Origin of the sequence: Halomonas litopenaei (assembly GCF_017303055.1) — a bacterium.
Classification (GTDB): Bacteria; Pseudomonadota; Gammaproteobacteria; order Pseudomonadales; family Halomonadaceae; genus Halomonas; species Halomonas litopenaei_A.
Genome location: NZ_JAEKJT010000001.1, coordinates 709329 through 727909 on the forward strand (window position 1 = coordinate 709329; position 18581 = coordinate 727909).

General features: G+C 61.5%; 19 protein-coding genes and 1 pseudogene. 14 read left to right on the forward strand and 6 right to left on the reverse strand.

What is annotated here, in order from left to right; genetic code table 11:
- Window positions 1-111: 111 nt before the first annotated feature.
- Both JF545_RS03020 and yccX read left to right on the forward strand, forming a co-directional pair.
- Window positions 112-1008, forward strand: a pseudogene (locus tag JF545_RS03020) (YihY/virulence factor BrkB family protein); the annotation flags it as partial.
- 198 nt (window positions 1009-1206) lie between these two features.
- On the forward strand, window positions 1207-1473 hold the full coding sequence (yccX, locus tag JF545_RS03025; RefSeq protein ID WP_347401304.1) for an acylphosphatase: 267 nt from the start codon (window positions 1207-1209) through the stop codon (window positions 1471-1473).
- A 143-nt stretch (window positions 1474-1616) separates the two neighbouring features.
- Here yccX and JF545_RS03030 read toward each other — a convergent pair whose 3' ends face one another.
- The 3 genes from JF545_RS03030 to JF545_RS03040 all read right to left on the reverse strand — a co-directional run bounded on the left by JF545_RS03030 (window position 1617) and on the right by JF545_RS03040 (window position 4682).
- The gene (locus JF545_RS03030) at window positions 1617-2558 is read right to left on the reverse strand and encodes a nucleoside hydrolase (RefSeq protein WP_206938637.1); all 942 of its coding nucleotides are present in this window, start codon (window positions 2556-2558) and stop codon (window positions 1617-1619) included.
- Window positions 2559-2616: 58 nt separating this feature from the next.
- Window positions 2617-3528 carry a ribokinase gene (locus tag JF545_RS03035; protein ID WP_206938639.1) on the reverse strand — a complete coding sequence of 304 codons (912 nt, stop codon included), beginning with the start codon at window positions 3526-3528 and terminating at the stop codon, window positions 2617-2619.
- A 221-nt stretch (window positions 3529-3749) separates the two neighbouring features.
- Window positions 3750-4682, reverse strand: coding sequence for a D-2-hydroxyacid dehydrogenase (locus tag JF545_RS03040; protein WP_206938641.1), 933 nt, complete (start codon window positions 4680-4682; stop codon window positions 3750-3752).
- A gap of 229 nt (window positions 4683-4911) precedes the next feature.
- Between JF545_RS03040 and JF545_RS03045 the strand changes: the two genes are divergently transcribed.
- Entirely contained in the window at window positions 4912-5187 is a 276-nt protein-coding gene (locus tag JF545_RS03045; protein WP_206938642.1) for an FmdB family zinc ribbon protein, read from the forward strand.
- 43 nt (window positions 5188-5230) lie between these two features.
- A complete protein-coding gene (gene aspS, locus JF545_RS03050; protein WP_206938644.1) occupies window positions 5231-7009 on the forward strand; it encodes an aspartate--tRNA ligase in 1779 nt (592 codons plus the stop codon).
- A gap of 132 nt (window positions 7010-7141) precedes the next feature.
- Here aspS and ubiM read toward each other — a convergent pair whose 3' ends face one another.
- Window positions 7142-8410: a 5-demethoxyubiquinol-8 5-hydroxylase UbiM gene (gene ubiM, locus JF545_RS03055; protein WP_206938652.1), complete on the reverse strand. Its 1269-nt coding sequence runs from the start codon at window positions 8408-8410 to the stop codon at window positions 7142-7144.
- A 253-nt stretch (window positions 8411-8663) separates the two neighbouring features.
- On the opposite strand from ubiM, the gene ruvC reads away from it, so the two are divergent.
- The 10 genes from ruvC to JF545_RS03105 all read left to right on the forward strand — a co-directional run bounded on the left by ruvC (window position 8664) and on the right by JF545_RS03105 (window position 17013).
- Window positions 8664-9203 carry a crossover junction endodeoxyribonuclease RuvC gene (gene ruvC / locus JF545_RS03060; RefSeq protein WP_206938654.1) on the forward strand — a complete coding sequence of 180 codons (540 nt, stop codon included), beginning with the start codon at window positions 8664-8666 and terminating at the stop codon, window positions 9201-9203.
- A 225-nt stretch (window positions 9204-9428) separates the two neighbouring features.
- Complete coding sequence (gene ruvA / locus JF545_RS03065) at window positions 9429-10034, forward strand: Holliday junction branch migration protein RuvA (RefSeq protein WP_206938656.1); 606 nt, start codon at window positions 9429-9431, stop codon at window positions 10032-10034.
- A 1-nt stretch (window position 10035) separates the two neighbouring features.
- The gene (ruvB, locus tag JF545_RS03070; RefSeq protein WP_206938665.1) at window positions 10036-11064 is read left to right on the forward strand and encodes a Holliday junction branch migration DNA helicase RuvB; all 1029 of its coding nucleotides are present in this window, start codon (window positions 10036-10038) and stop codon (window positions 11062-11064) included.
- 18 nt (window positions 11065-11082) lie between these two features.
- Window positions 11083-11772, forward strand: coding sequence for a protein TolQ (gene tolQ / locus JF545_RS03075; protein WP_224852098.1), 690 nt, complete (start codon window positions 11083-11085; stop codon window positions 11770-11772).
- A gap of 15 nt (window positions 11773-11787) precedes the next feature.
- Complete coding sequence (tolR, locus tag JF545_RS03080) at window positions 11788-12228, forward strand: protein TolR (protein WP_206938666.1); 441 nt, start codon at window positions 11788-11790, stop codon at window positions 12226-12228.
- Window positions 12229-12236: 8 nt separating this feature from the next.
- Entirely contained in the window at window positions 12237-13424 is a 1188-nt protein-coding gene (gene tolA / locus JF545_RS03085; RefSeq protein WP_206938668.1) for a cell envelope integrity protein TolA, read from the forward strand.
- 101 nt (window positions 13425-13525) lie between these two features.
- A complete protein-coding gene (gene tolB / locus JF545_RS03090) occupies window positions 13526-14782 on the forward strand; it encodes a Tol-Pal system beta propeller repeat protein TolB (RefSeq protein ID WP_222163897.1) in 1257 nt (418 codons plus the stop codon).
- 60 nt (window positions 14783-14842) lie between these two features.
- Window positions 14843-15385, forward strand: a complete 543-nt coding sequence (gene pal / locus JF545_RS03095) for a peptidoglycan-associated lipoprotein Pal (RefSeq protein ID WP_206938672.1) — start codon at window positions 14843-14845, stop codon at window positions 15383-15385.
- A gap of 31 nt (window positions 15386-15416) precedes the next feature.
- Complete coding sequence (gene ybgF, locus JF545_RS03100) at window positions 15417-16223, forward strand: tol-pal system protein YbgF (RefSeq protein ID WP_206938674.1); 807 nt, start codon at window positions 15417-15419, stop codon at window positions 16221-16223.
- Window positions 16224-16236: 13 nt separating this feature from the next.
- The gene (locus JF545_RS03105) at window positions 16237-17013 is read left to right on the forward strand and encodes a YciK family oxidoreductase (protein ID WP_206938676.1); all 777 of its coding nucleotides are present in this window, start codon (window positions 16237-16239) and stop codon (window positions 17011-17013) included.
- 122 nt (window positions 17014-17135) lie between these two features.
- Here JF545_RS03105 and JF545_RS03110 read toward each other — a convergent pair whose 3' ends face one another.
- Together JF545_RS03110 and ubiG are read right to left on the reverse strand one after the other, a co-directional pair.
- On the reverse strand, window positions 17136-17798 hold the full coding sequence (locus JF545_RS03110) for an HAD-IA family hydrolase (protein ID WP_206938678.1): 663 nt from the start codon (window positions 17796-17798) through the stop codon (window positions 17136-17138).
- Window positions 17795-18514 (reverse strand): bifunctional 2-polyprenyl-6-hydroxyphenol methylase/3-demethylubiquinol 3-O-methyltransferase UbiG, encoded by a 720-nt coding sequence (ubiG, locus tag JF545_RS03115; protein ID WP_409995835.1) that lies wholly within the window; start codon window positions 18512-18514, stop codon window positions 17795-17797. The genes JF545_RS03110 and ubiG overlap by 4 nt, the downstream gene beginning before the upstream one ends.
- Window positions 18515-18581: the final 67 nt, after the last annotated feature.

Sequence of the window (18581 nt, forward strand, 5' to 3'; positions counted from 1 at the left end):
GGTGGGGCAGGTCGCGCAAACCCCTACATGAGACAGGGTGTTGAACATCGATTCTGCGTTGTCTCGCGCTCTTCGGTATGCTGACAGCAAAGAAAATGACGAGGGAACGTTATGATCATTCCATTCTTCGCCTTCTGGTGGGGAGTACTGCGGCGGTCCGTGGCGCTCTGGCTAGAGCGCAATGCTTTCAGCTATGCAGGGTCCCTGGCGTTTTACACGCTGTTCTCCCTGGCCCCCACGGTGATCATTGCGGTGACGGTGATTGGGGTAGTGCTCGGTGAAGAGGCGGCCCAAGGACAGATATTTGCCCAGCTGCAGGGCACCATGGGACCCGACGCCGCCTCTGCCATCGAACAGGCCGTGGCTCAGTCGCGGATTCAGGAGTCCGGGCTGTTGCCGACCTTGCTGGGCTTTGGCGCCTTGATCGTTGGTGCCACCACCGTGTTCGGTCAGATGCAGTTTTCACTGAACACCATCTGGGGAGTAGCGGCCCGTCCCACCAGTAACAGTGCCTGGATCTTCGTGAAGAACCGGATGCTGTCGTTGACCATCGTGCTCGCGATCGGCTTCATTCTGTTGGTTTCGGTAGGTCTTGGGGTCTTTGTGAGGGCGGCATTGAAGGCCGCTGATGACCTTCTTCCCTATGTCAGTCTACTGACCAGGGGCATTGAGTTTGCCGTGTCGGTGGGGGTCATTGCCGCCTTGTTCGCCACCATCTTCAAGGTCTTGCCGGACGTGGTGTTGCGCTGGCGTGATGTCATTGTCGGGGCCGTGGTCACCGCGTTGCTGTTCTCGGTAGGACGCTCAGGTATTGCGCTGTACCTTGCCTACAACGCCACTGCATCGACTTACGGCGCAGCGGGCTCTGTGGTGGTGGTGTTGCTGTGGGTCTACTACTCCTCCTTGATCCTGCTGTTCGGCGCCGCCTTTACCAAGGTGCACCTGGTCGCCCGCCACAAGCCGATTATTCCTCGCAACAGTGCCGTGCTGGTCAAGCAGGAGTTGATGGATCAGCAAAGCGTGAAGGCCCAGTGGAGCGCTGAAGAGCAGCGTGAATTCGAACAGGAGGCGCAACAGCGTCAGCAAGAGGTCGACACGCTTGAGCGCGTCGATGGGATGTCCGAGCATGAAGTAGGCGGCACAGGCCATGCAGCCACCGCCCAGCAGCACGATCAGGCGCTGGAGGACGATATGGAGAGTGACATGATGTGCCTGGAGGCCGTTGTCGAAGGGCAGGTACAAGGCGTGAGTTTTCGCTGGTCGACTCAGCAGCAGGCCCAGGCGCATGGGCTGGTTGGGCACGCGCATAATCAGCCTGACGGCAGCGTGGAGGTACTGCTGTGCGGCCCTCGTCATGAGGTCGAGCAGGTCGCTGAGTGGCTGGAGCAGGGTCCGCCCCAGGCCACGGTGACCCGAGTGATGCGTCAAGAGGTGATGCTCTCGTCGATGCCCGAGGCATTCACGACGGGCTGACGCGAAGGCGACAGCGACAGGGGGCGGTCACCGAGCGGTCGGTGGCCGCCCCCTTTGCTTGGGCGCCATGCGGCGTTGCCCCTTGCTAGATCAACGGGGCAACGAGCTAGTGCAAGATGCGTCGACGCCAGCGGCGTGCTGGGTTAGCCGAGCGTATCTGCGATCCATTGGCTGACCGCAGCGCCGTCTACCTCGAGACACACCTGCGCAAGAGGAGTGCCGGACCAGCGAGGCTCGATGAACTGGCGACCCTCCGCGGCAAGAATGGTCTGGCCCTCCGCAGCGCCCTCGGTGACCACGGTGAGGTGGCCCCGGGTGGTCTTGAACAGCTCCGGGCGTACCAGCCAGGCCAATGCCACACTGTCGTGAGGGCAGCAGCCGTCGATACCCAGGGCATCACGGTAGAAGGCGCGGTAGAAGTCATAGCTGCCGGCGAGGACGCGACCGAGATTCCCCTGGGCAGCTTCAATGCGGGACATGTGGTCGGGGGTAAGGATGCAGCGATGGGTGACGTCGAGTCCCACCAGGGTCAGCGGCCAGCCCGCCGTCAGTACCTTTTGCGCGGCGTGGGCGTCATTGAAGATGTTGGCTTCCGCCACCGGAGTGACATTGCCCCCTTCGCGGATGGAGCCGCCCATGACGACCACTTGGCGAACCAGAGTGACAATCTCTGGCGCCAGCTGAAGTGCTGCGGCCAGATTGCCCAGGGGGCCCACGGCGACAAGTGACACCTCACCTGGACGTGCGCGCACCGTATCCACGATGAATTGAGCCGCGTTGCGTGACTCCGCCTGGCCGGTGACGGGTGGCAGCGGAATGTTGCCAAGCCCATTGTCGCCGTGAATATGTTTCGGTGCCGGGTGTCGCGGCTTGACCATTGGGCATGCCGAGCCCTGGGCCACTGGCACGGGCTGGCCCGCCAACTCACCGAGCAACAGCGCATTGTGGGTGGCGGTATCGATATCGACATTGCCAAAGGTGGTGGTCATGCCCAGCAGGTCAATGTCGGGATGACGCAGGGCGATGGCGATGGCCTGAGCGTCATCAACGCCAGGATCGGTATCAAAGATGATCGGATACTTCACGATAGCTCCTGTGCAGCAGGCGTGGTGTGGTGCCACGCCTACGCTGAAGAAGAATGGCTCAGCGGATCTGGTGCTGACCGGATGAAAGGGCGCTGTCCACTTCATGGCGCGCGGGAACGCTGGTGGCAGCGCCTTGGCGTTGAACACCCAAGGCGGCTGCGGTGGAAGCGAGGGCCAGGCACTCGGCAACGCTTGCCTGCTCCTGCATGGCGGCCAGATAGAAGCCAATGAAGGTGTCGCCGGCTGCTGTAGTGTCGACGGCCTTGACGCTGCTGGCGGGCTGAAAGTGCCGCTGATCGCCGTGCTGGTACCAGGCGCCTTCGGCTCCCAGAGTCAACACCACTGCCGTTGTTGGAAGCTGTTGCGCCAGGGCGTCCAGCAAGGCCTCGGCAGAGGCGTCATCCTCGCATTCAGCGAGCCAGGCGGCTTCGCCGCGATTGACGAACAGCAGATCGACCAGATGCAGCGGTAGACGCTTGACGTCATCGCTCATCGGCGCAGGGTTGAAGGCGATCTGGACGCCACGCTGATGTGCCAGCTGGATGCTGTCGGCGAGTACGCTGCACTCATTTTGCACCAACAGCCAATCACCGGCTGAGCAAGCCCGCATCAGTTCGGCGATATCCTCCGCCTTGAAGTGATGATTGGCGCCGGGGAAGAGCAGAATGGCATTTTCCGCGCTGTCGTCCACCTGAATGATGGCGTGTCCGGAAGGGCCTGGCACGTGCTTGACGCCGGCAACGTCGACGCCAGCATCCTGCAGTAGCTCGCGAGCCCAGCCATCCTGTGCGTTGAGGCAGCCCCAGTGCTGGACCTGGCCTCCCGCTTTGGCAAGGGCCAATGATTGATTGGCGCCCTTGCCGCCAAGACCGACACGGTGTTCGTGGCTGGCAAGGGTTTCTCCAGGACGCACCAGATGAGAGACGCGGTAGACATGGTCGAGGTTGATCGACCCGTAGTTATACAACATAGGGTGTCCGATGACGGTATGGGCTTAGGGCTTGTGCGAAAAGTGCCTGCGCTTGGTGATACGGCGTTAGCGCGAAGTATCGGAGTGAAGGCCGGTGTGTGCAAGCGCAGTCGACGGTAGATTCATGTTTATACCGTTATCTTCATAGGCAAGCACCTTATTGAGGTGCCCTCGAGTAACATCAAGGTTAGACAAGGGCACCAGGGCACAACGCAAGGTCGTCAGGCGTTTCGCAAGTTCTCGGCGGTCAGCCGCACAATGTTCTGTCGCGCTTCCGGGGTGATCCACGCACTGTGTGGCGTCACCAGTAGATTGAGCCGCGGCGTCTCGTTGAGCGCGTCAATCAGCGCATGACCATCGCGGGGTGGCTCTACCGGCAAGACATCCACGGCCAGGCCGGCCAGACGGCCATCACGCAGCGCCGCCAGTGCGGCTTCCTCGTCGATGACACCACCGCGGGCGCAATTCACCAGCAGCGCGCCGGCCTTCATGCGTGCAAGGTTGTCGGCGTTGATCAGGTGGCGGCTGTGTTCGGTCAGGGGACAGTGCAGGCTGACCACATCGGCCTCCGGCAACAGTTCGGCCAGGGCGGGGCGATGGTCGTTGGCTTCATTACCTGGACGTGCACTGAACGTCACCCGCATGCCGAACGCCTCGGCCAGAGAGGCGACGCGAGACCCAAGCTCACCCTGGCCGACCAGCACCAGATGCTTTCCTTCGAGCTGTACCGTGGGATGCCCCATCATGCAGAAGAAGGGACTCTCACCCCAGCGTCCTTCAGCAACATCGCTGGTGTACTGTGGCAGGCGAGTGGCCAGCGCCAGGATCAACATCAGGGTGTGCTGGGCGACGCTGGCGGTACCATAGGCGCTGACGTTGTCGACCCGAATGCCGCGTTGCCGGGCGACCTCCATATCGATGTTGTTGGTGCCCGTTGCCAGCACGCAGATATGCTTCAGCGAGGGCAGGGCGTTCAGCGTATCGGCGTCCAGCACGACCTTGTTGACGATCGCAACATCAGCACCGTCGAGGCGCGCGCGGGCCTCGGCGGTGGTGCTGGTGGGGTGGACGTCCAGGCTGTCGAGCTGCTCGCGCAGGGGGGTCAGGTCAATGTCGTCGCCCAGGCTGTCGGCATCGAGTAGAACGGCTTTCATCACGGCTCCTCTTGTCATTGGGGGTAGCATGGCCGAGTTTGAGCGGTTTGATCGCACAGGGCTGTGCCTCATGGGGTTCAGCGCGCTATAATACGGCCCCTTGATCTGGGCTTGGAATTGCTTTTGGCCGGCCCTATATCGCATGTCGGGACAGAGAGCTGCGGAAGATGTGCCGCTGTGGCGTCTCTGTTCCTACTTTTAGGGTTGATGCGAACGGAGACCTCAAACCATGCCCATCTACGAATATCAGTGCAAGGCCTGTGGCCACCGTCTCGAGAAGCTGCAGCGAATGAGCGCCGCTCCCTTGAGCGATTGTCCAGCCTGTGAAGCCCCCGAGCTGAATCGTCTGGTCTCTGCCGCAGGCTTTCGTCTTGCCGGCGGTGGCTGGTACGAAACCGATTTCAAGACCGGCGGCAGCAAGAAAAACCTGGCGGGCGACAGTGGTGCCTCGAGTGGCAGCAGTGGCTCCGGTAGCTCGTCCTCCAGAGACGGCGCCGCCGCCTGAGTCTCGATCCGTCCAACCTTCACGCAACATGACAGGAATCAACATGCGCAGCCATTATTGCGGCCAGCTCAACGAAACCCTGGTAGACCAGACGGTCAGCCTGTGCGGCTGGGTGCATCGCCGCCGTGACCACGGTGGGGTGATCTTCCTAGACCTTCGCGATCGTGATGGCATCGCCCAGGTTGTGGTCGACCCTGACACTGCCGAGGCCTTCGCCAATGCCGACCGCGCCCGCAGCGAGTACGTGCTGCGCATTCAGGGCCGTGTGCGCATGCGTCCCGAAGGCACCCAGAACCCGAACATGCCGACAGGCCTGATCGAGGTGCTGGCCAAAGAAGTAGAGGTGCTCAACACCGCCGCAACGCCGCCGTTCCAGCTGGACGAGCATGGCAAGGTCGGTGAGGAAATTCGCCTCAAGCACCGCTACATCGATCTGCGTCGCCCTGAGATGATCGAGAAGCTGCGTCTGCGTTCTCGCATCTCCCACAGCGTACGCGCCTTCCTCGAAGGCGAAGGCTTTCTGGATATCGAGACCCCGGTACTGACCCGCGCCACCCCTGAGGGTGCCCGCGACTACCTGGTGCCTAGCCGTACCCATGCTGGCAACTTCTTTGCGTTGCCGCAGTCCCCACAGCTGTTCAAGCAGCTGTTGATGGTGGCGGGCTTCGATCGTTACTACCAGATTGCCAAGTGTTTCCGCGACGAGGACCTGCGGGCGGATCGTCAGCCTGAATTCACTCAGATCGACCTCGAGGCATCCTTTGTCGACGAGTCCGACATCATGGGTATTACCGAATCCATGATCCAGGGCCTGTTCAAGGATGTGCTGGATGTCGAACTTGGCGACTTCCCGCGGATGACCTGGCATGAGGCGATGCATCGCTTCGGCTCTGACAAGCCTGATCTGCGTATTCCGCTCGAGCTGACCGATGTCGACGATCTGATGAAAGACGTCGACTTCAAGGTCTTCTCTGGTCCTGCCAACGCCGAAGACGGTCGTGTGGCAGCGCTCAAGGTGAGTGGCGGTGCCAAGCTGTCACGCAAGGAAATTGACGAATACACCAAGTTCGTCGGTATCTACGGAGCGCGCGGTCTGGCCTGGATCAAGGTCAACGAGCGTGCGAAGGGTATCGAAGGTCTGCAGTCGCCGATCGTCAAGTTCATGGAAGACGTGATCGAGACGCTGCTTGACCGTGTCGGTGCGGAAGATGGCGACATCATCTTCTTCGGCGCCGACAAGGCGCGCATCGTCAACGAGGCACTGGGAGCGCTGCGGGTCAAGCTGGGCGAGGATCTCAATCTCTACACCCAGGCCTGGGCACCGCTGTGGGTCGTCGACTTCCCGATGTTCGAGGCGGATGACAACGGGCGTCTGAGCCCGCTGCACCACCCGTTCACGTCACCAGCCTGCAGCCCGGAAGAGCTCAAGGCCAATCCGGCGGGGGCCCTTTCACGCGCCTATGACATGGTGCTGAACGGTACCGAGCTGGGTGGCGGCTCCATTCGTATTCACGATCAGGCCATGCAGAGCGTGGTGTTCGAGATTCTCGGGATCGGTGAAGAAGAGGCCCGTGAGAAGTTTGGCTTCCTGCTCGACGCCCTGCACTATGGCGCGCCGCCCCACGGTGGCCTGGCATTCGGTCTCGACCGTCTGGTCATGCTGATGACCGGTGCGCGCACCATTCGGGAAGTCATTGCCTTCCCGAAGACGCAGAGTGCCGCGTGCTTGATGACGGACGCACCGGGCGATGTCAGCGCCGATCAGCTCAAGGAGCTGAACATTCGTCTTCGTCAGAAGGCCAAGGCCGACAGCGCCGAGTGAGACAAGCCGCCCAAGCCGTCACCTGGGCGCTTGCACCAGGGGCTTGTTTCGACAGGTCCGCCTGGCGCATGAATGACGCAGAACCCCCGCCATATGGCGGGGGTTCTGCGTTTGTATAGCGGTCATTCCTGCTTACTGCTGGCGAGATGGCGCCCCTGAAAACAACAGGGAAGGAAAGGGCGCAGGTGGCAGGGGCAGTGACGGCAGCCCAGGGAGTGGAATCGGCCCTGCTCGACTGGGCGCGGTCTGAGCAAGCTGCTGCGCTAGCCAATGGCGGGCAGGAGACAGTCGCTCTCCCGCTCGTAAACCAAGGTGTCGCAGGATGCGAGCATGGGGGCGTTCATCGGTATATAGCCCGACGATGGCCTGGGTCGCCTGATACAGCGGCCAAGTGGCGAGACGATGCTCCCGTTCATAGCCGACCAGCAGATGGGGGGCGGCGATATCCTTACCCTGCTGATAGGCGCCGATCAACCGTCGGGCCAGGCGGTATTGGCTATGTATCCCGAAGTTGAAGCCATGGGCGGTGACAGGATGCATGCCCACCGCCGCATCGCCGACCAACGCCAGGCGAGTGCCGACAAAGCGTTCCGCATAAGCGCTGACCAAGGGGTAGACGTGAGCTTCACCGTCGACGGTCATCGCTCCCAGTCGGTTGGCGTAGCGCTGTGTCAAGGCAGCGGAAAGCGCTTCTGAGGGAAGTGACGACAGTTCTGCCATCTGCCGGCTGGGCAGGGTGACTACCGCGGAAGATAGATGAGAGGTCAACGGTAGTAGCGCCAGTGTCTGGCCGTGATCAAACCACTCCCAGGCAGACTGGTCGTGAGCGCGTTCGTGGTGAACGCGGCACACCATCATGCTGCGTCCATTGTCCCGCATGCGTGCGGCGATCCCCATTTGACGGCGAGTCTCGGAAAAGCGGCTGTCGGCGGCGACCGCCAGCCGCGCTGTCACTTCCTCACCATTCTCTAGACGAAGCCGCGCGCACTGAGCATCTGTGTCAATCTGCTTCAGGGAAGAGAAGTGCCACTCGATGCCATCGATTCGACTTGCCTCATCGTAGGCCGCCTGGCGGATCAGATGGTTGGAGACCATCACGCCGAGGGGATGATCGGGATCGTGTGGATCCACCTTCATCGAGAACTGCGATGCACCATTGAAAATTCTTGCGCTCGCCAGTGGATACACCTGCTGCTGGGGAATCCGCTGCCATACGCCTAGCGTTTCCAGCAGACCCGCAGACGCTCGGGTGACGGCGATCTCGCGGCCATCTGGTTGGGGGGTGGAGAGCTGGTCCTGGCGCGCGCGCTCAATTAGCGCCACGTCCATTCCAGCGCCCGCCAGTGCACGCGCCAAGCAGATGCCAACAGGCCCCGCGCCTACGATGGCCACATCTTTCATACCTGACTCCTGTGTCGGATTCGCTGGTCATTTGAAGGAACGATAGAATGGTGCGCATTACGCTAGCACAGCCTCAGACGCTTTCGTCTGCATTGTGCGGTTATCTTGATCTGGTCAAGGATGGCAGCGCCACGACCCTAAGGACATAAATGCTAGATTTTTCCACCAATTCAGGCCAAGGCCATGCCATTCTTGCGGGCGATGACAACGGCCGTGGCACGTGTGTCCAGTACGCGGCACAGGAGAGACAGGGATGATTGTGCTGGGCATTGACCCTGGTTCACGTGTGACAGGCTACGGTGTACTTGACGCCAGCGAGCGACAGCCACGCTATGTGGCCAGTGGCTGTATTCGCCTCAAAGACGACGCCCTGGCGCAACGGCTCGCCCAGGTCTACGCCGGCATCAGCGAGTTGATTGGCCTCTACCGCCCAGGCGCCTTTGCTATTGAGCAGGTGTTCATGTCGAAAAATGCCGACTCCGCGTTGAAATTGGGACAGGCCCGAGGGGCTGCAATCGTGTGTGCCGCCAACCACGGTCTTACCGTCAACGAGTATGGTCCACGACAGATCAAACAGGCGGTGACCGGTTCCGGTGGCGCAGAAAAGACCCAGGTGCAGCATATGATCACCGCCACCCTTGGGCTGTCGGGCACTCCTCAGGCAGACGCTGCAGATGCATTGGCGATTGCCTTGACGCACCTCTACGCGTCCCGAGGACTGGTCAATGAAGGCAATTATGGCGGGCGTCGCGGCGGTGGTCGCGGACAATCCTGGCGGCAGTACCGTCCCTGACGATAGCGTTGGAGCCGTGCCCTTGGATGAGCGTCTCTTTATGCAGACACCTTGATTTTCGAACAGTGTTTGTCACGCTAGCGATGGCTATCGGGTAGCCGTATAGTGGGCGCAGCCAAGGGGTAGTCCGGTGGCATGTTACGGCGTTGCACCAGCGAACTCCGGCCCCGGTCTCGGTTACACTGGTGGTCACCTACACCGAATGTTCAAGGAAGTTATAGCGCCATGATTGGACGCATCACAGGCACATTGCTCGAGACTCAGCCCCCCTGGCTCGTGGTGGATGTGGGAGGGGTCGGCTACGAAATGGAAGCCTCAATGACGACCCTGGTCGCACTGCCCGGTAGTGGTGAGAAGGTGTCGTTGTACACCCATTTGACCGTACGCGATGACGCTCATCTTTTGTACGCCTTTGCTCGCGAGCAGGAGCGGGCGTTGTTTCGGGCCCTGATCAAGGTCAACGGCATCGGGCCGAAACTGGCATTGGCGATTCTCTCGGGCATGGAGGAGGACGCCTTCGTGCGCTGCGTCATGGAGGACGACGTGAAGGCTCTGACACGTCTACCTGGCGTGGGCAAGAAGACCGCTGAACGCCTGGTCATCGAGATGCGAGACCGCTTCCCCCATTGGCAGCATCCCGACAGTCTCCCGCTGGAAGGACAGCCTGCGGCACCCACGTCCTCCACGTCGTTGCTGGCGGATGCGGAAGCAGCATTGGTCAGTCTCGGCTACAAGCCTACTGAGGCGAGCCGCATGCTGTCGGGACTCGAAGGGGAAGGCAGTACCGAAGCCATGATCAAGGCGGCACTGACACGCCGCATGGCGGGCTGACATGATTGAAACGGATCGCCTTATCGCCGGAGACACCCTGGAAGGCGAGGGTCGGGTGGATCATGCCATTCGTCCCAAGCGTCTCGCCGATTACATCGGTCAGCCGCGAGTGCGCGAACAGCTCGAGATTTTCATCCATGCGGCCAGAGCCAGGGACGAGAGCCTGGATCATACCTTGGTATTCGGTCCTCCTGGTCTCGGCAAGACGACGCTGGCGAACATCATCGCCACGGAGATGGGGGTTGGGCTGACCTCGACGTCTGGTCCGGTGCTGGAGAGAGCCGGAGATCTGGCTGCCATGCTGACCAACCTGAAGGCCGGCGATGTGCTGTTCATCGATGAGATACACCGGCTCTCTCCTGTGGTCGAAGAGATCCTCTATCCGGCGATGGAAGATTTTCAGCTGGATATCGTGATCGGTGAAGGGCCGGCAGCGCGCTCGATCAAGCTCGATCTGCCTCCTTTTACCCTGGTCGGCGCCACGACCCGGGCAGGCCGGCTGACCTCGCCACTACGCGATCGCTTTGGCATTGTTCAGCGCCTGGAATTCTATGCCATCGACGAGTTGACCGAGATCGTGGCGCGTTCTGCGCGCTTGCTCGAGGTAGAAGCCGACCTCGCCGGTGCCAGAGAGGTGGCGAGACGGTCTCGGGGCACGCCCCGAATTGCCAATCGCCTGCTGCGGCGGGTGCGAGACTTTGCCGAAGTGAAGGCGGGAGGTCATATCACCGCCGACGTGGCCGACCAGGCCCTGAACATGCTGCATGTGGACCACCATGGACTGGATCATATGGACCGCCGACTGCTGCTGGCGATGATCGAAAAGTTCGAGGGTGGTCCGGTAGGCGTGGACTCTCTGTCCGCTGCCATCGGAGAAGAGCGCGACACCATTGAAGATGTCATCGAACCCTATCTGATTCAGCAGGGTCTGATGATGCGAACCGCAAGAGGCCGGGTGGTTACCCGCCAGGCCTGGACCCATTTTGGCATGGCCCCGGACGACCGGGCCCTTGACGCTTCCAACGACTGATTTGAGACGAGGATTTCCGTGAACGACTCCATGTCCATTCCCCACTTGATCATGAACGCCAGCGGCGTGGTCCAGTTCGTCATGCTGTTGCTGATGATCGGTTCCGTGCTGTCCTGGATCGTGGTGTTTCAGCGCAGCTTCGTCATGCGGCGTGCCCGCAAGGCTCACCGCGCGTTCGAAGATCGGTTCTGGTCCGGCGTCGACCTCAACGAGCTGTACAAGAATGCTCCGGCTGAAGGCGATAGCCAGGGGGCTGAGCACATCTTTCGTGCGGGTTTCCGTGAATTCAATCGGCTGATGCCCAAGACGCGCAGCCCGCAGGCGATCCTTGACGGCGTTCAGCGCAGCATGCGGGTGGCCTGGTCCCGCGAAGAAGAGCGCTTGAACCTTCATCTGGTCTTTCTGGCCACCGTCGCCTCGGCCAGTCCCTATATCGGTCTGTTCGGTACCGTGTGGGGCATCATGGGCTCCTTCCAGTCGCTGTCCATGGCCCAGCAAGCGACCTTGGCCACGGTGGCACCGTGGATTGCCGAAGCGCTGGTCGCTACCGCGATGGGCCTGTTTGCGGCCATTCCTGCGGTTATCTTCTACAACCGCCTTTCTGCCGAGTCGTCACGCTTGCTGGGCAAGTACGAAGACTTTGCCGAGGAGTTTCACTCCATCCTGCACCGCAACCTGCAGGGCCGTCCCGACGCAAGTGCGGCCTGAGGAAGGAGACCCTCCATGCTAGGACCCTTCAATCGCCGTGGGCGCAGCAAGCCCATGGGGGAAATCAACGTCGTGCCCTTCATCGACGTCATGCTGGTGCTGCTGGTGATCTTCATGATTACCGCACCCATGCTGACCCAGGGGGTGAAGGTCGATTTGCCACAGGTGACGTCCGAGCCGATCGAGGATGTCGAGAACAGCGAACCGATCATCGTGTCGGTCGACAAGGAAGGCCAGTATTTCATCAGTCTTGGTGGAGACGAGACGCAGGTCAGCCTGGATGAGCTCAGTGATCGCGTCATTATTCTGCTGGAGCGCAAACCCGGCACGCCGGTGATGGTGCGTGGTGACCGCAATGTGGCATATGGCCAGATAGTGACCCTGATGAGCACGCTGCAGGTGGCTGGCGTCGCCAACGTAGGGCTGATTTCCGAGCCCCCGCCCCAGGAAGGCTAGGAGAGCTCATGGCGAAACCACAACGGCGAACGACCAGCAAGCGCGCCGGAAGCGTCGGCTACGGCCTGCCGACAGTGCTGGCCGTGGCATTGCACCTGGGGCTGCTCATCCTGAGCGTGATCAAGTGGCCGACCAGCGAGCCTGAGACGCCCAATAACGCTATCGTGCAGGCAACGCTGATCAGCACCGAAACACGGACGGATCAGGCGCAGCAGGCTGCGGAGGCACGTACCCGTGCGGCGGAACGTCAGGCAGAGGAAGAGGCCAAGCGTGACGCCGAGCGACAAGCCGAGCAAGAGGCTGAACGCAAGGCTCAGGAAGAGGCTGAGCGTGCAGCGCAGCAGGAAGCGGAACGGCAAGCTCAGGAAGAAGCGGAACGGCAGGCCCAGGCGGAAGCGGCGGAGCAAGCACGTGCTGAAGCAGAGCGTCGCGCGGCTGAAGCGGAAGCTGCCGAACAGCAACGGGCGCAGCAGGAGGCTGAGCGTGAAGCGGCACGTGAGCAGGCCGAGCAGGAGCGCCAGGCGGAAGCCGAGCGCAGACGTCAGGAAGAGGCCGCTCGTCAGCAGGAAGCCGAACGCCAGGCCCGCGAGGAGGCCGAGCAGAAAGCAAGAGAGGAAGCCGAGCAAAAGGCCAGAGAAGAAGCTGAGCGCCAAGCCCGCGAAGAAGCCGAGCGCAAGGCCAGAGAGGAAGCCGAGCGTCAGGCCAGAGAAGAAGCTGAGCGCCAGGCCCGCGAGGAAGCCGAGCGAAAGGCCAGAGAGGAAGCCGAGCAGAGGGCCAAAGAGGAAGCCGAACGCAAGGCCCGGGAGGAGGCTGAGCGCCAGGCACGGGAGGAAGCCGAGCGGCAGTTGCAGCGCATTATCGAAGGCGATTCCGATGCCGTCTCCAATGCCGAGCAGGGCGCCGAGGCCGCCAATGGTTTCATTCAACTGGTGCGACGTGCCGTAGAGCAAGCCTGGGTCATCCCGCCTAATGTCGGCAATGGCACCACGGCCGAAGTTGAAGTTCGGCTTGGTCCCTCCGGGGAAGTGTTCGCGGTGAGCATCCGTCGCTCCAGTGGCGATGCCGCCTTTGATAATTCGGCGATTCAGGCGGTGGAGTCGGCCGCGCCATTTTCCGAGCTGCGGGACCTTCCCAGCGGCGTGCAACGCGACTATCGTCAATTCAATCTGCGGTTCAGACCAGGAGACATTCGCTGATGAGAGCATTGAACGCGAGTTGGTGGGCAGGAACAGAGCGTCGATCCGGTGGTCATCGACGTGCGCTTTGCAAAGGACTGGCTTCGGTCGTGACCGGCGCCATGCTGTGGCTGGTTGGCCCCGTGGCTTCTGCAGACCTCACCATCGATATTACGCGGGGTAACGAGCGCGCCACGCCCATCGCTGTGGTTCCCTTCGCTGATCAGGCCGGTGGCTTGCCCGAGGACATCGCCCAGGTCGTCTCCGACGATCTGGAGCGCAGCGGCTACTTCGAGCCTCTGCCCCGCTCGGCGATGTTCAACCAGCCCTCCAGCAGTGACGACGTCACCTATGGCGACTGGCGTAGCCTGGACTCCCGCTATCTGGTCGTAGGCAGCACCAGCCAGGAAGGTGGACAGGTCAAGGTGCGTTACGAACTGCTCGACGTCAGCGGCGAAAGTCGTCTGCTCGGAGAGACTGTGACGGCCTCAAGCTCCGACCTGCGTGGGGCGGCCCACTATATCAGTGACCAGATCTTCGAAGAGATCACCGGTATTCGCGGCGCGTTTTCAACCCGTATTGCCTATGTCACGTCCCAAGGCGTGGGTGATAACACCCAGTATGGTCTTTATGTGGCGGATGCCGACGGTCGCAACAGCCAGCAGGTGCTGACATCCGATGAGCCGATCATGTCACCGGCCTGGTCTCCTGACGGCGGCAAGCTGGCGTACGTATCCTTCGAGACCGAGCGTCCGGCGATCTATGTTCAGAACCTGGCTACCGGACAGCGGGCCAAGTTGACCGACTTTGAAGGTCTCAATAGCGCGCCGAGCTGGTCCCCGGATGGCCGTCGTCTGGCCATGGCGCTGTCCCGCGATGGCCAGCCTGAAATCTACGTGATGGATATCGGTTCTCGTAACCTGCAGCGTGTGACCAACTCCAGCAGCATCGAGACCGAACCGGCCTGGAGCCCCGACGGCAGCAGCCTGATCTTTACCTCTGACCGCTCCGGAGGTCCACAGATCTATCGTCAGAGCGTCAACGGCGGCAACGCCGAGCGTCTGACCTATACCGGTAGCTACAACGCGCGTGGACGCCTGTCTCCGGACGGCAAGACGCTGTTCTTGATCCACCGTGGCAACAATGGTTATCAGGTGGCGAAGCAGGATCTGGACAGTGGGCGCCTGGTGGAAATTAGCGATGCACAACAAGCTGAATCTCCCAGTATCGCGCCCAATGGCACCATGGTAATCTTCGCCACCCAGCAGGGTAGTACGGGGGTGCTGGGGGCGGTCACCGCCGATGGACGTGCGCAGTTCCGCCTGCCAGCCGCCCAGGGTGATGTGCGTGAGCCGTCCTGGTCCCCGTTCCTCAACTGATTCGTTGGTAGCCTCGGCCCACGAATCGACTTTGATGCATCAAGCAAGGAGAGTGACACGATGTTTCTGAAGCCCTACGCCCGTTCGCTGGCAATCGCCGCTTCCCTGGCCGTGCTGGCCGGCTGTTCCAGCACTGGCGGCACCCAGGACGGCAGCGCCGCCGGAAGTGGTTCCGGCACCATGGGCGGATCCGGTGTCGGCACCGGCACCGCAGGCAGCGGCCAGGTAAGCGGCTACGGCACCGATGGCTCCGGCCAGATGTCCGATGCACGCATCCCTGAAGTGCGCACCATCTACTTCAACTATGACAGCGACGCGATTCGCCCTGAGTTCGAGTCAGTGGTCAATGCCCACGCTCAGTACCTCAGCCGCAATCCGAATGCCTCTGTCGTGTTGCAGGGCCACACCGACGAGCGTGGTACCCGCGAATACAACCTGGCACTGGGTGAGCGTCGTGCCGGATCTGTCGAGCGCTACCTGCGCCTGCAAGGCGTCAATCCGTCCCAGGTGGAAGTCGTCAGCTACGGTGAAGAGCGCCCGGCGGCTCGCGGTAGCAACGAGGATGCCTTTGCACAGAACCGCCGCGTGGTCTTTGCTTACTAAAGGTCACTGACGTCGGACGTGGGAGAAGTCAATGAGACACAGTCTTAAGGGACTGTGCGGCGCGGGAGCCTTGGTGCTCCCGTTGTCCGTCATAGTACCCGCCATCATGTCACCAGCGCTGGCCCAGCAACCGGTTGTCAGGGATCTTGGAGGCAGCAACAGCTTTTATGATCAGACGGCCACCCAGGCCCAAGCCAGCGGTAACCTGGCCTTGTTCAACCAGGTCGAACAGCACCAACGGGAGCTGAGAGAGCTGCGCGGGCAGATCGAGGAGTTGCGCTATCAGCTTGATCAGCTGAAGCAGCAGAGCCGCCAGCAGTACATGGACCTGGATCAGCGCCTCAGCGAGCTGCCTGCCCAGGCGCCGCAAGCCTCGTCCTCAGCGGCCGCTGCCGACACTTCCGAGCCGAAGGGCGACTCGACCAGTAACTCATCCCAGCAAGCGGGAAGCGGCGCGAGTGACCAGGCTCGCGAGGCGTATCAGGCCGCTTTCTCCAAGGTCCAGTCACGCAATTTCGATCAAGCCATCAGTGATTTCGATACCTTCGTGGATCGCTATCCCGACAGCAGTCTGACCGGCAATGCCTACTACTGGCTGGGTGAGTTGCATTCGGCCCAATCGTCGTTTGGCGATGCCGAAAAGGCCTTTGACACCGTGCTGGAGAGATTCCCCGACAGCAGCAAGGTTCCCGATGCGATGTACAAGCTGGGACTGCTGAAAGCGCGCCAGGGGGATACGGATGCGGGACATGCGCTGCTGAAGTCGGTGCAGGAAGACTATCCTGATAGCAATGCCGCATCGCTGGCCGATGACTACATGCGCCAGAGCGGGGCCTGATCGAGGAATCGCCATGAGTGACCATGAGACCGCCTGCAAGATCGACTATCAAGCGCCCAGTGACTTGCTTAACGATCGCATCGTTCTGGTAACCGGCGCCGGAGACGGTATTGGTCGAGTTGCCGCGATCGAATACGCTCGCCATGGTGCTACCGTGATTCTGCTGGGTCGCACCACGTCCAAGCTTGAGAAGGTGTATGACGAGATAGAAGCGTCGGGGGGACCACAGCCGGCGATCTTCCCGCTGAACTTCGAGGGGGCAACGCTCAAGGACTATCACGACATGGCTGAGGCGTTGAACAAGGAGTTCGGTCGTCTCGACGGCATCCTGCACAACGCCGGGCTCCTGGGCAAGATCACACCCTTCGAGCAGTACAATCCTGAGCTCTGGGAGCAGGTGATGCAGGTCAACCTGCAAGGGCCGATCTGGATGACCCAGGCCCTGTTACCATTGCTGACCCAGTCCCAGGATGCCTCCGTCATCTTTACCTCCTCCAGCGTCGGTCGCAAAGGGCGGGCCTACTGGGGAGCCTATTCGGTGTCAAAGTTCGCCACCGAAGGGTTCTCGCAGGTGCTGGCCGAAGAAATTGAGCACCTCGGGACGCTCAGGATCAACACGCTGAACCCTGGTGCGACACGCACGGCCATGCGCAAAGGGGCTTATCCCGGAGAAGATCCGATGACCCTGCGCACACCGGAAGACATCATGCCTACCTACCTGTGGCTGATGGGACCGGATAGCAGGGGCTGCAATGGTCAGGCCTTCGACGCTCAACCACCAAGGCGTTGAGTGTGACTTGCTGCCATTGCCTTGAGCTGCCTCAGGTGGTGCAAGATGCAAGGCAATGGCAGCGTGGACCTGAGCTTAGTGACGACGGCGTGGCCGTAGTCGGTCTCTCCACTGCCGTCGTGTCAGGGCAGGCTGAGCGCTTCCACGACCGCCTCAGCAGTGTCGAACCAGCGATCCGCTGGCCACTGCCGAATGTCGTCTTCCTCTGCGATATAGCCATATCCCACTGCGATAGCGGTCATGCCGGCCGCTCTGGCGGCTTGCATGTCGCGCACGTGGTCGCCCAGATACCAGCACTCTTGCGGGGCCACTGACAGGCGCCGTGCTGCCTCGAGCAATGGTTCCGGATGGGGCTTCTTGTGGGGTAGGTCATCGGCACACAGCAAGGCTCCAGGCTGCAGTCCCAACGCCTCGACCAAGGGCTCGGCGTACAGGCGCGGCTTGTTGGTGACGATGCCCCAGGGACGCGAGCGATCGCTCCAGTGCAATAACAGGCGGTCGAGGGGCGGAAACACCTGGCTGTGGTCGGCGACAGCTTCCGCATAGAAGTCGAGCAATGTCTGGCGTGCTGCGGCGTGATCAGGATGCGACGGTTCCAGTCCCAGGGCGAGGGTCACCAGTGCACTGCCGCCATTGGAGACTTGAGCGCGGATGCATGGGTAGGGCAGCGCCTCCTGACCATGCAGTTGGCGCAGTCGATTGGTGGCCATCGCCAGATCAGGCGCCGTATCGACCAGGGTGCCATCGAGATCAAACAGCAGGGCCTGGGGCGATGACTGACTCATGCCACCTCCTTGCGGCAATGCATCAGATAGTTGACCGAGACATCATCGGCAGAGAGCGAGAAGCGGCGGGTCACCGGATGGTAGACCAGCCCTGTCTGTTCGCAGACCTTGAGCCCAGCGTCACGGCACCAGCGAGCCAGTTCCGATGGGCGGATGAAGCGCGCATAGTCATGGGTCCCGCGGGGCACCATCTTGAGCAGATATTCTGCTCCCAGGATGGCCAGGGCGTAGGACTTGGGGTTGCGATTGATCGTCGACAGCACCAGTTGCCCACCCGGCTTCAACAGTGAGGCGCAGGCCCGGATGATCGCTTCGGGATCGGGGACATGCTCCAGCATCTCCAGGCAGGTGACGACATCGGCACTTGCTGGAGCTTCGCTCGCCAGATCCTCGACGCTGACCAGCCGGTAGTCGACGTCTACGTCGTTCTCCCGGGCATGCTGTCGAGCGACCTCCAGCGAGGCGTCGGCGAGGTCAATTCCGGTGACTCGGGCACCGCGTCGTGCCATGGCCTCAGCCAGGATGCCACCGCCACAGCCCACATCGATGACCTTGCGACCAGCCAGCCCAACCCTGGCGTCGATAAAGTCCAGGCGCAGCGGATTGATGGCATGCAGCGGCTTGAATTCCCCTTCGGGATCCCACCAGCGATCCGCCAGCGCAGAGAACTTGTCGATCTCGCTGTGGTCAACGTTGGCGGAAGGGGTATCGGACATGTTCATTAGGTTCTCCAAGGCAAGCCGCCAATGTCAGCGGACCACATTCGTCTGATACGCTATTCTA

What these genes read in the sequence shown, in the direction of transcription:
- yccX (WP_347401304.1), top strand. Translation starts at nt 1,207, where the DNA reads ATGTGCCTGGAGGCCGTTGTCGAAGGGCAGGTACAAGGCGTGAGTTTT.
- JF545_RS03035 (WP_206938639.1), bottom strand. Translation starts at nt 3,528, where the DNA reads ATGTTGTATAACTACGGGTCGATCAACCTCGACCATGTCTACCGCGTC.
- JF545_RS03040 (WP_206938641.1), bottom strand. Translation starts at nt 4,682, where the DNA reads ATGAAAGCCGTTCTACTCGATGCCGACAGCCTGGGCGACGACATTGAC.
- JF545_RS03045 (WP_206938642.1), top strand. Translation starts at nt 4,912, where the DNA reads ATGCCCATCTACGAATATCAGTGCAAGGCCTGTGGCCACCGTCTCGAG.
- aspS (WP_206938644.1), top strand. Translation starts at nt 5,231, where the DNA reads ATGCGCAGCCATTATTGCGGCCAGCTCAACGAAACCCTGGTAGACCAG.
- ubiM (WP_206938652.1), bottom strand. Translation starts at nt 8,410, where the DNA reads ATGAAAGATGTGGCCATCGTAGGCGCGGGGCCTGTTGGCATCTGCTTG.
- ruvC (WP_206938654.1), top strand. Translation starts at nt 8,664, where the DNA reads ATGATTGTGCTGGGCATTGACCCTGGTTCACGTGTGACAGGCTACGGT.
- ruvA (WP_206938656.1), top strand. Translation starts at nt 9,429, where the DNA reads ATGATTGGACGCATCACAGGCACATTGCTCGAGACTCAGCCCCCCTGG.
- ruvB (WP_206938665.1), top strand. Translation starts at nt 10,036, where the DNA reads ATGATTGAAACGGATCGCCTTATCGCCGGAGACACCCTGGAAGGCGAG.
- tolR (WP_206938666.1), top strand. Translation starts at nt 11,788, where the DNA reads ATGCTAGGACCCTTCAATCGCCGTGGGCGCAGCAAGCCCATGGGGGAA.
- tolA (WP_206938668.1), top strand. Translation starts at nt 12,237, where the DNA reads ATGGCGAAACCACAACGGCGAACGACCAGCAAGCGCGCCGGAAGCGTC.
- tolB (WP_222163897.1), top strand. Translation starts at nt 13,526, where the DNA reads ATGCTGTGGCTGGTTGGCCCCGTGGCTTCTGCAGACCTCACCATCGAT.
- pal (WP_206938672.1), top strand. Translation starts at nt 14,843, where the DNA reads ATGTTTCTGAAGCCCTACGCCCGTTCGCTGGCAATCGCCGCTTCCCTG.
- ybgF (WP_206938674.1), top strand. Translation starts at nt 15,417, where the DNA reads ATGAGACACAGTCTTAAGGGACTGTGCGGCGCGGGAGCCTTGGTGCTC.
- JF545_RS03105 (WP_206938676.1), top strand. Translation starts at nt 16,237, where the DNA reads ATGAGTGACCATGAGACCGCCTGCAAGATCGACTATCAAGCGCCCAGT.
- JF545_RS03110 (WP_206938678.1), bottom strand. Translation starts at nt 17,798, where the DNA reads ATGAGTCAGTCATCGCCCCAGGCCCTGCTGTTTGATCTCGATGGCACC.
- ubiG (WP_409995835.1), bottom strand. Translation starts at nt 18,514, where the DNA reads ATGTCCGATACCCCTTCCGCCAACGTTGACCACAGCGAGATCGACAAG.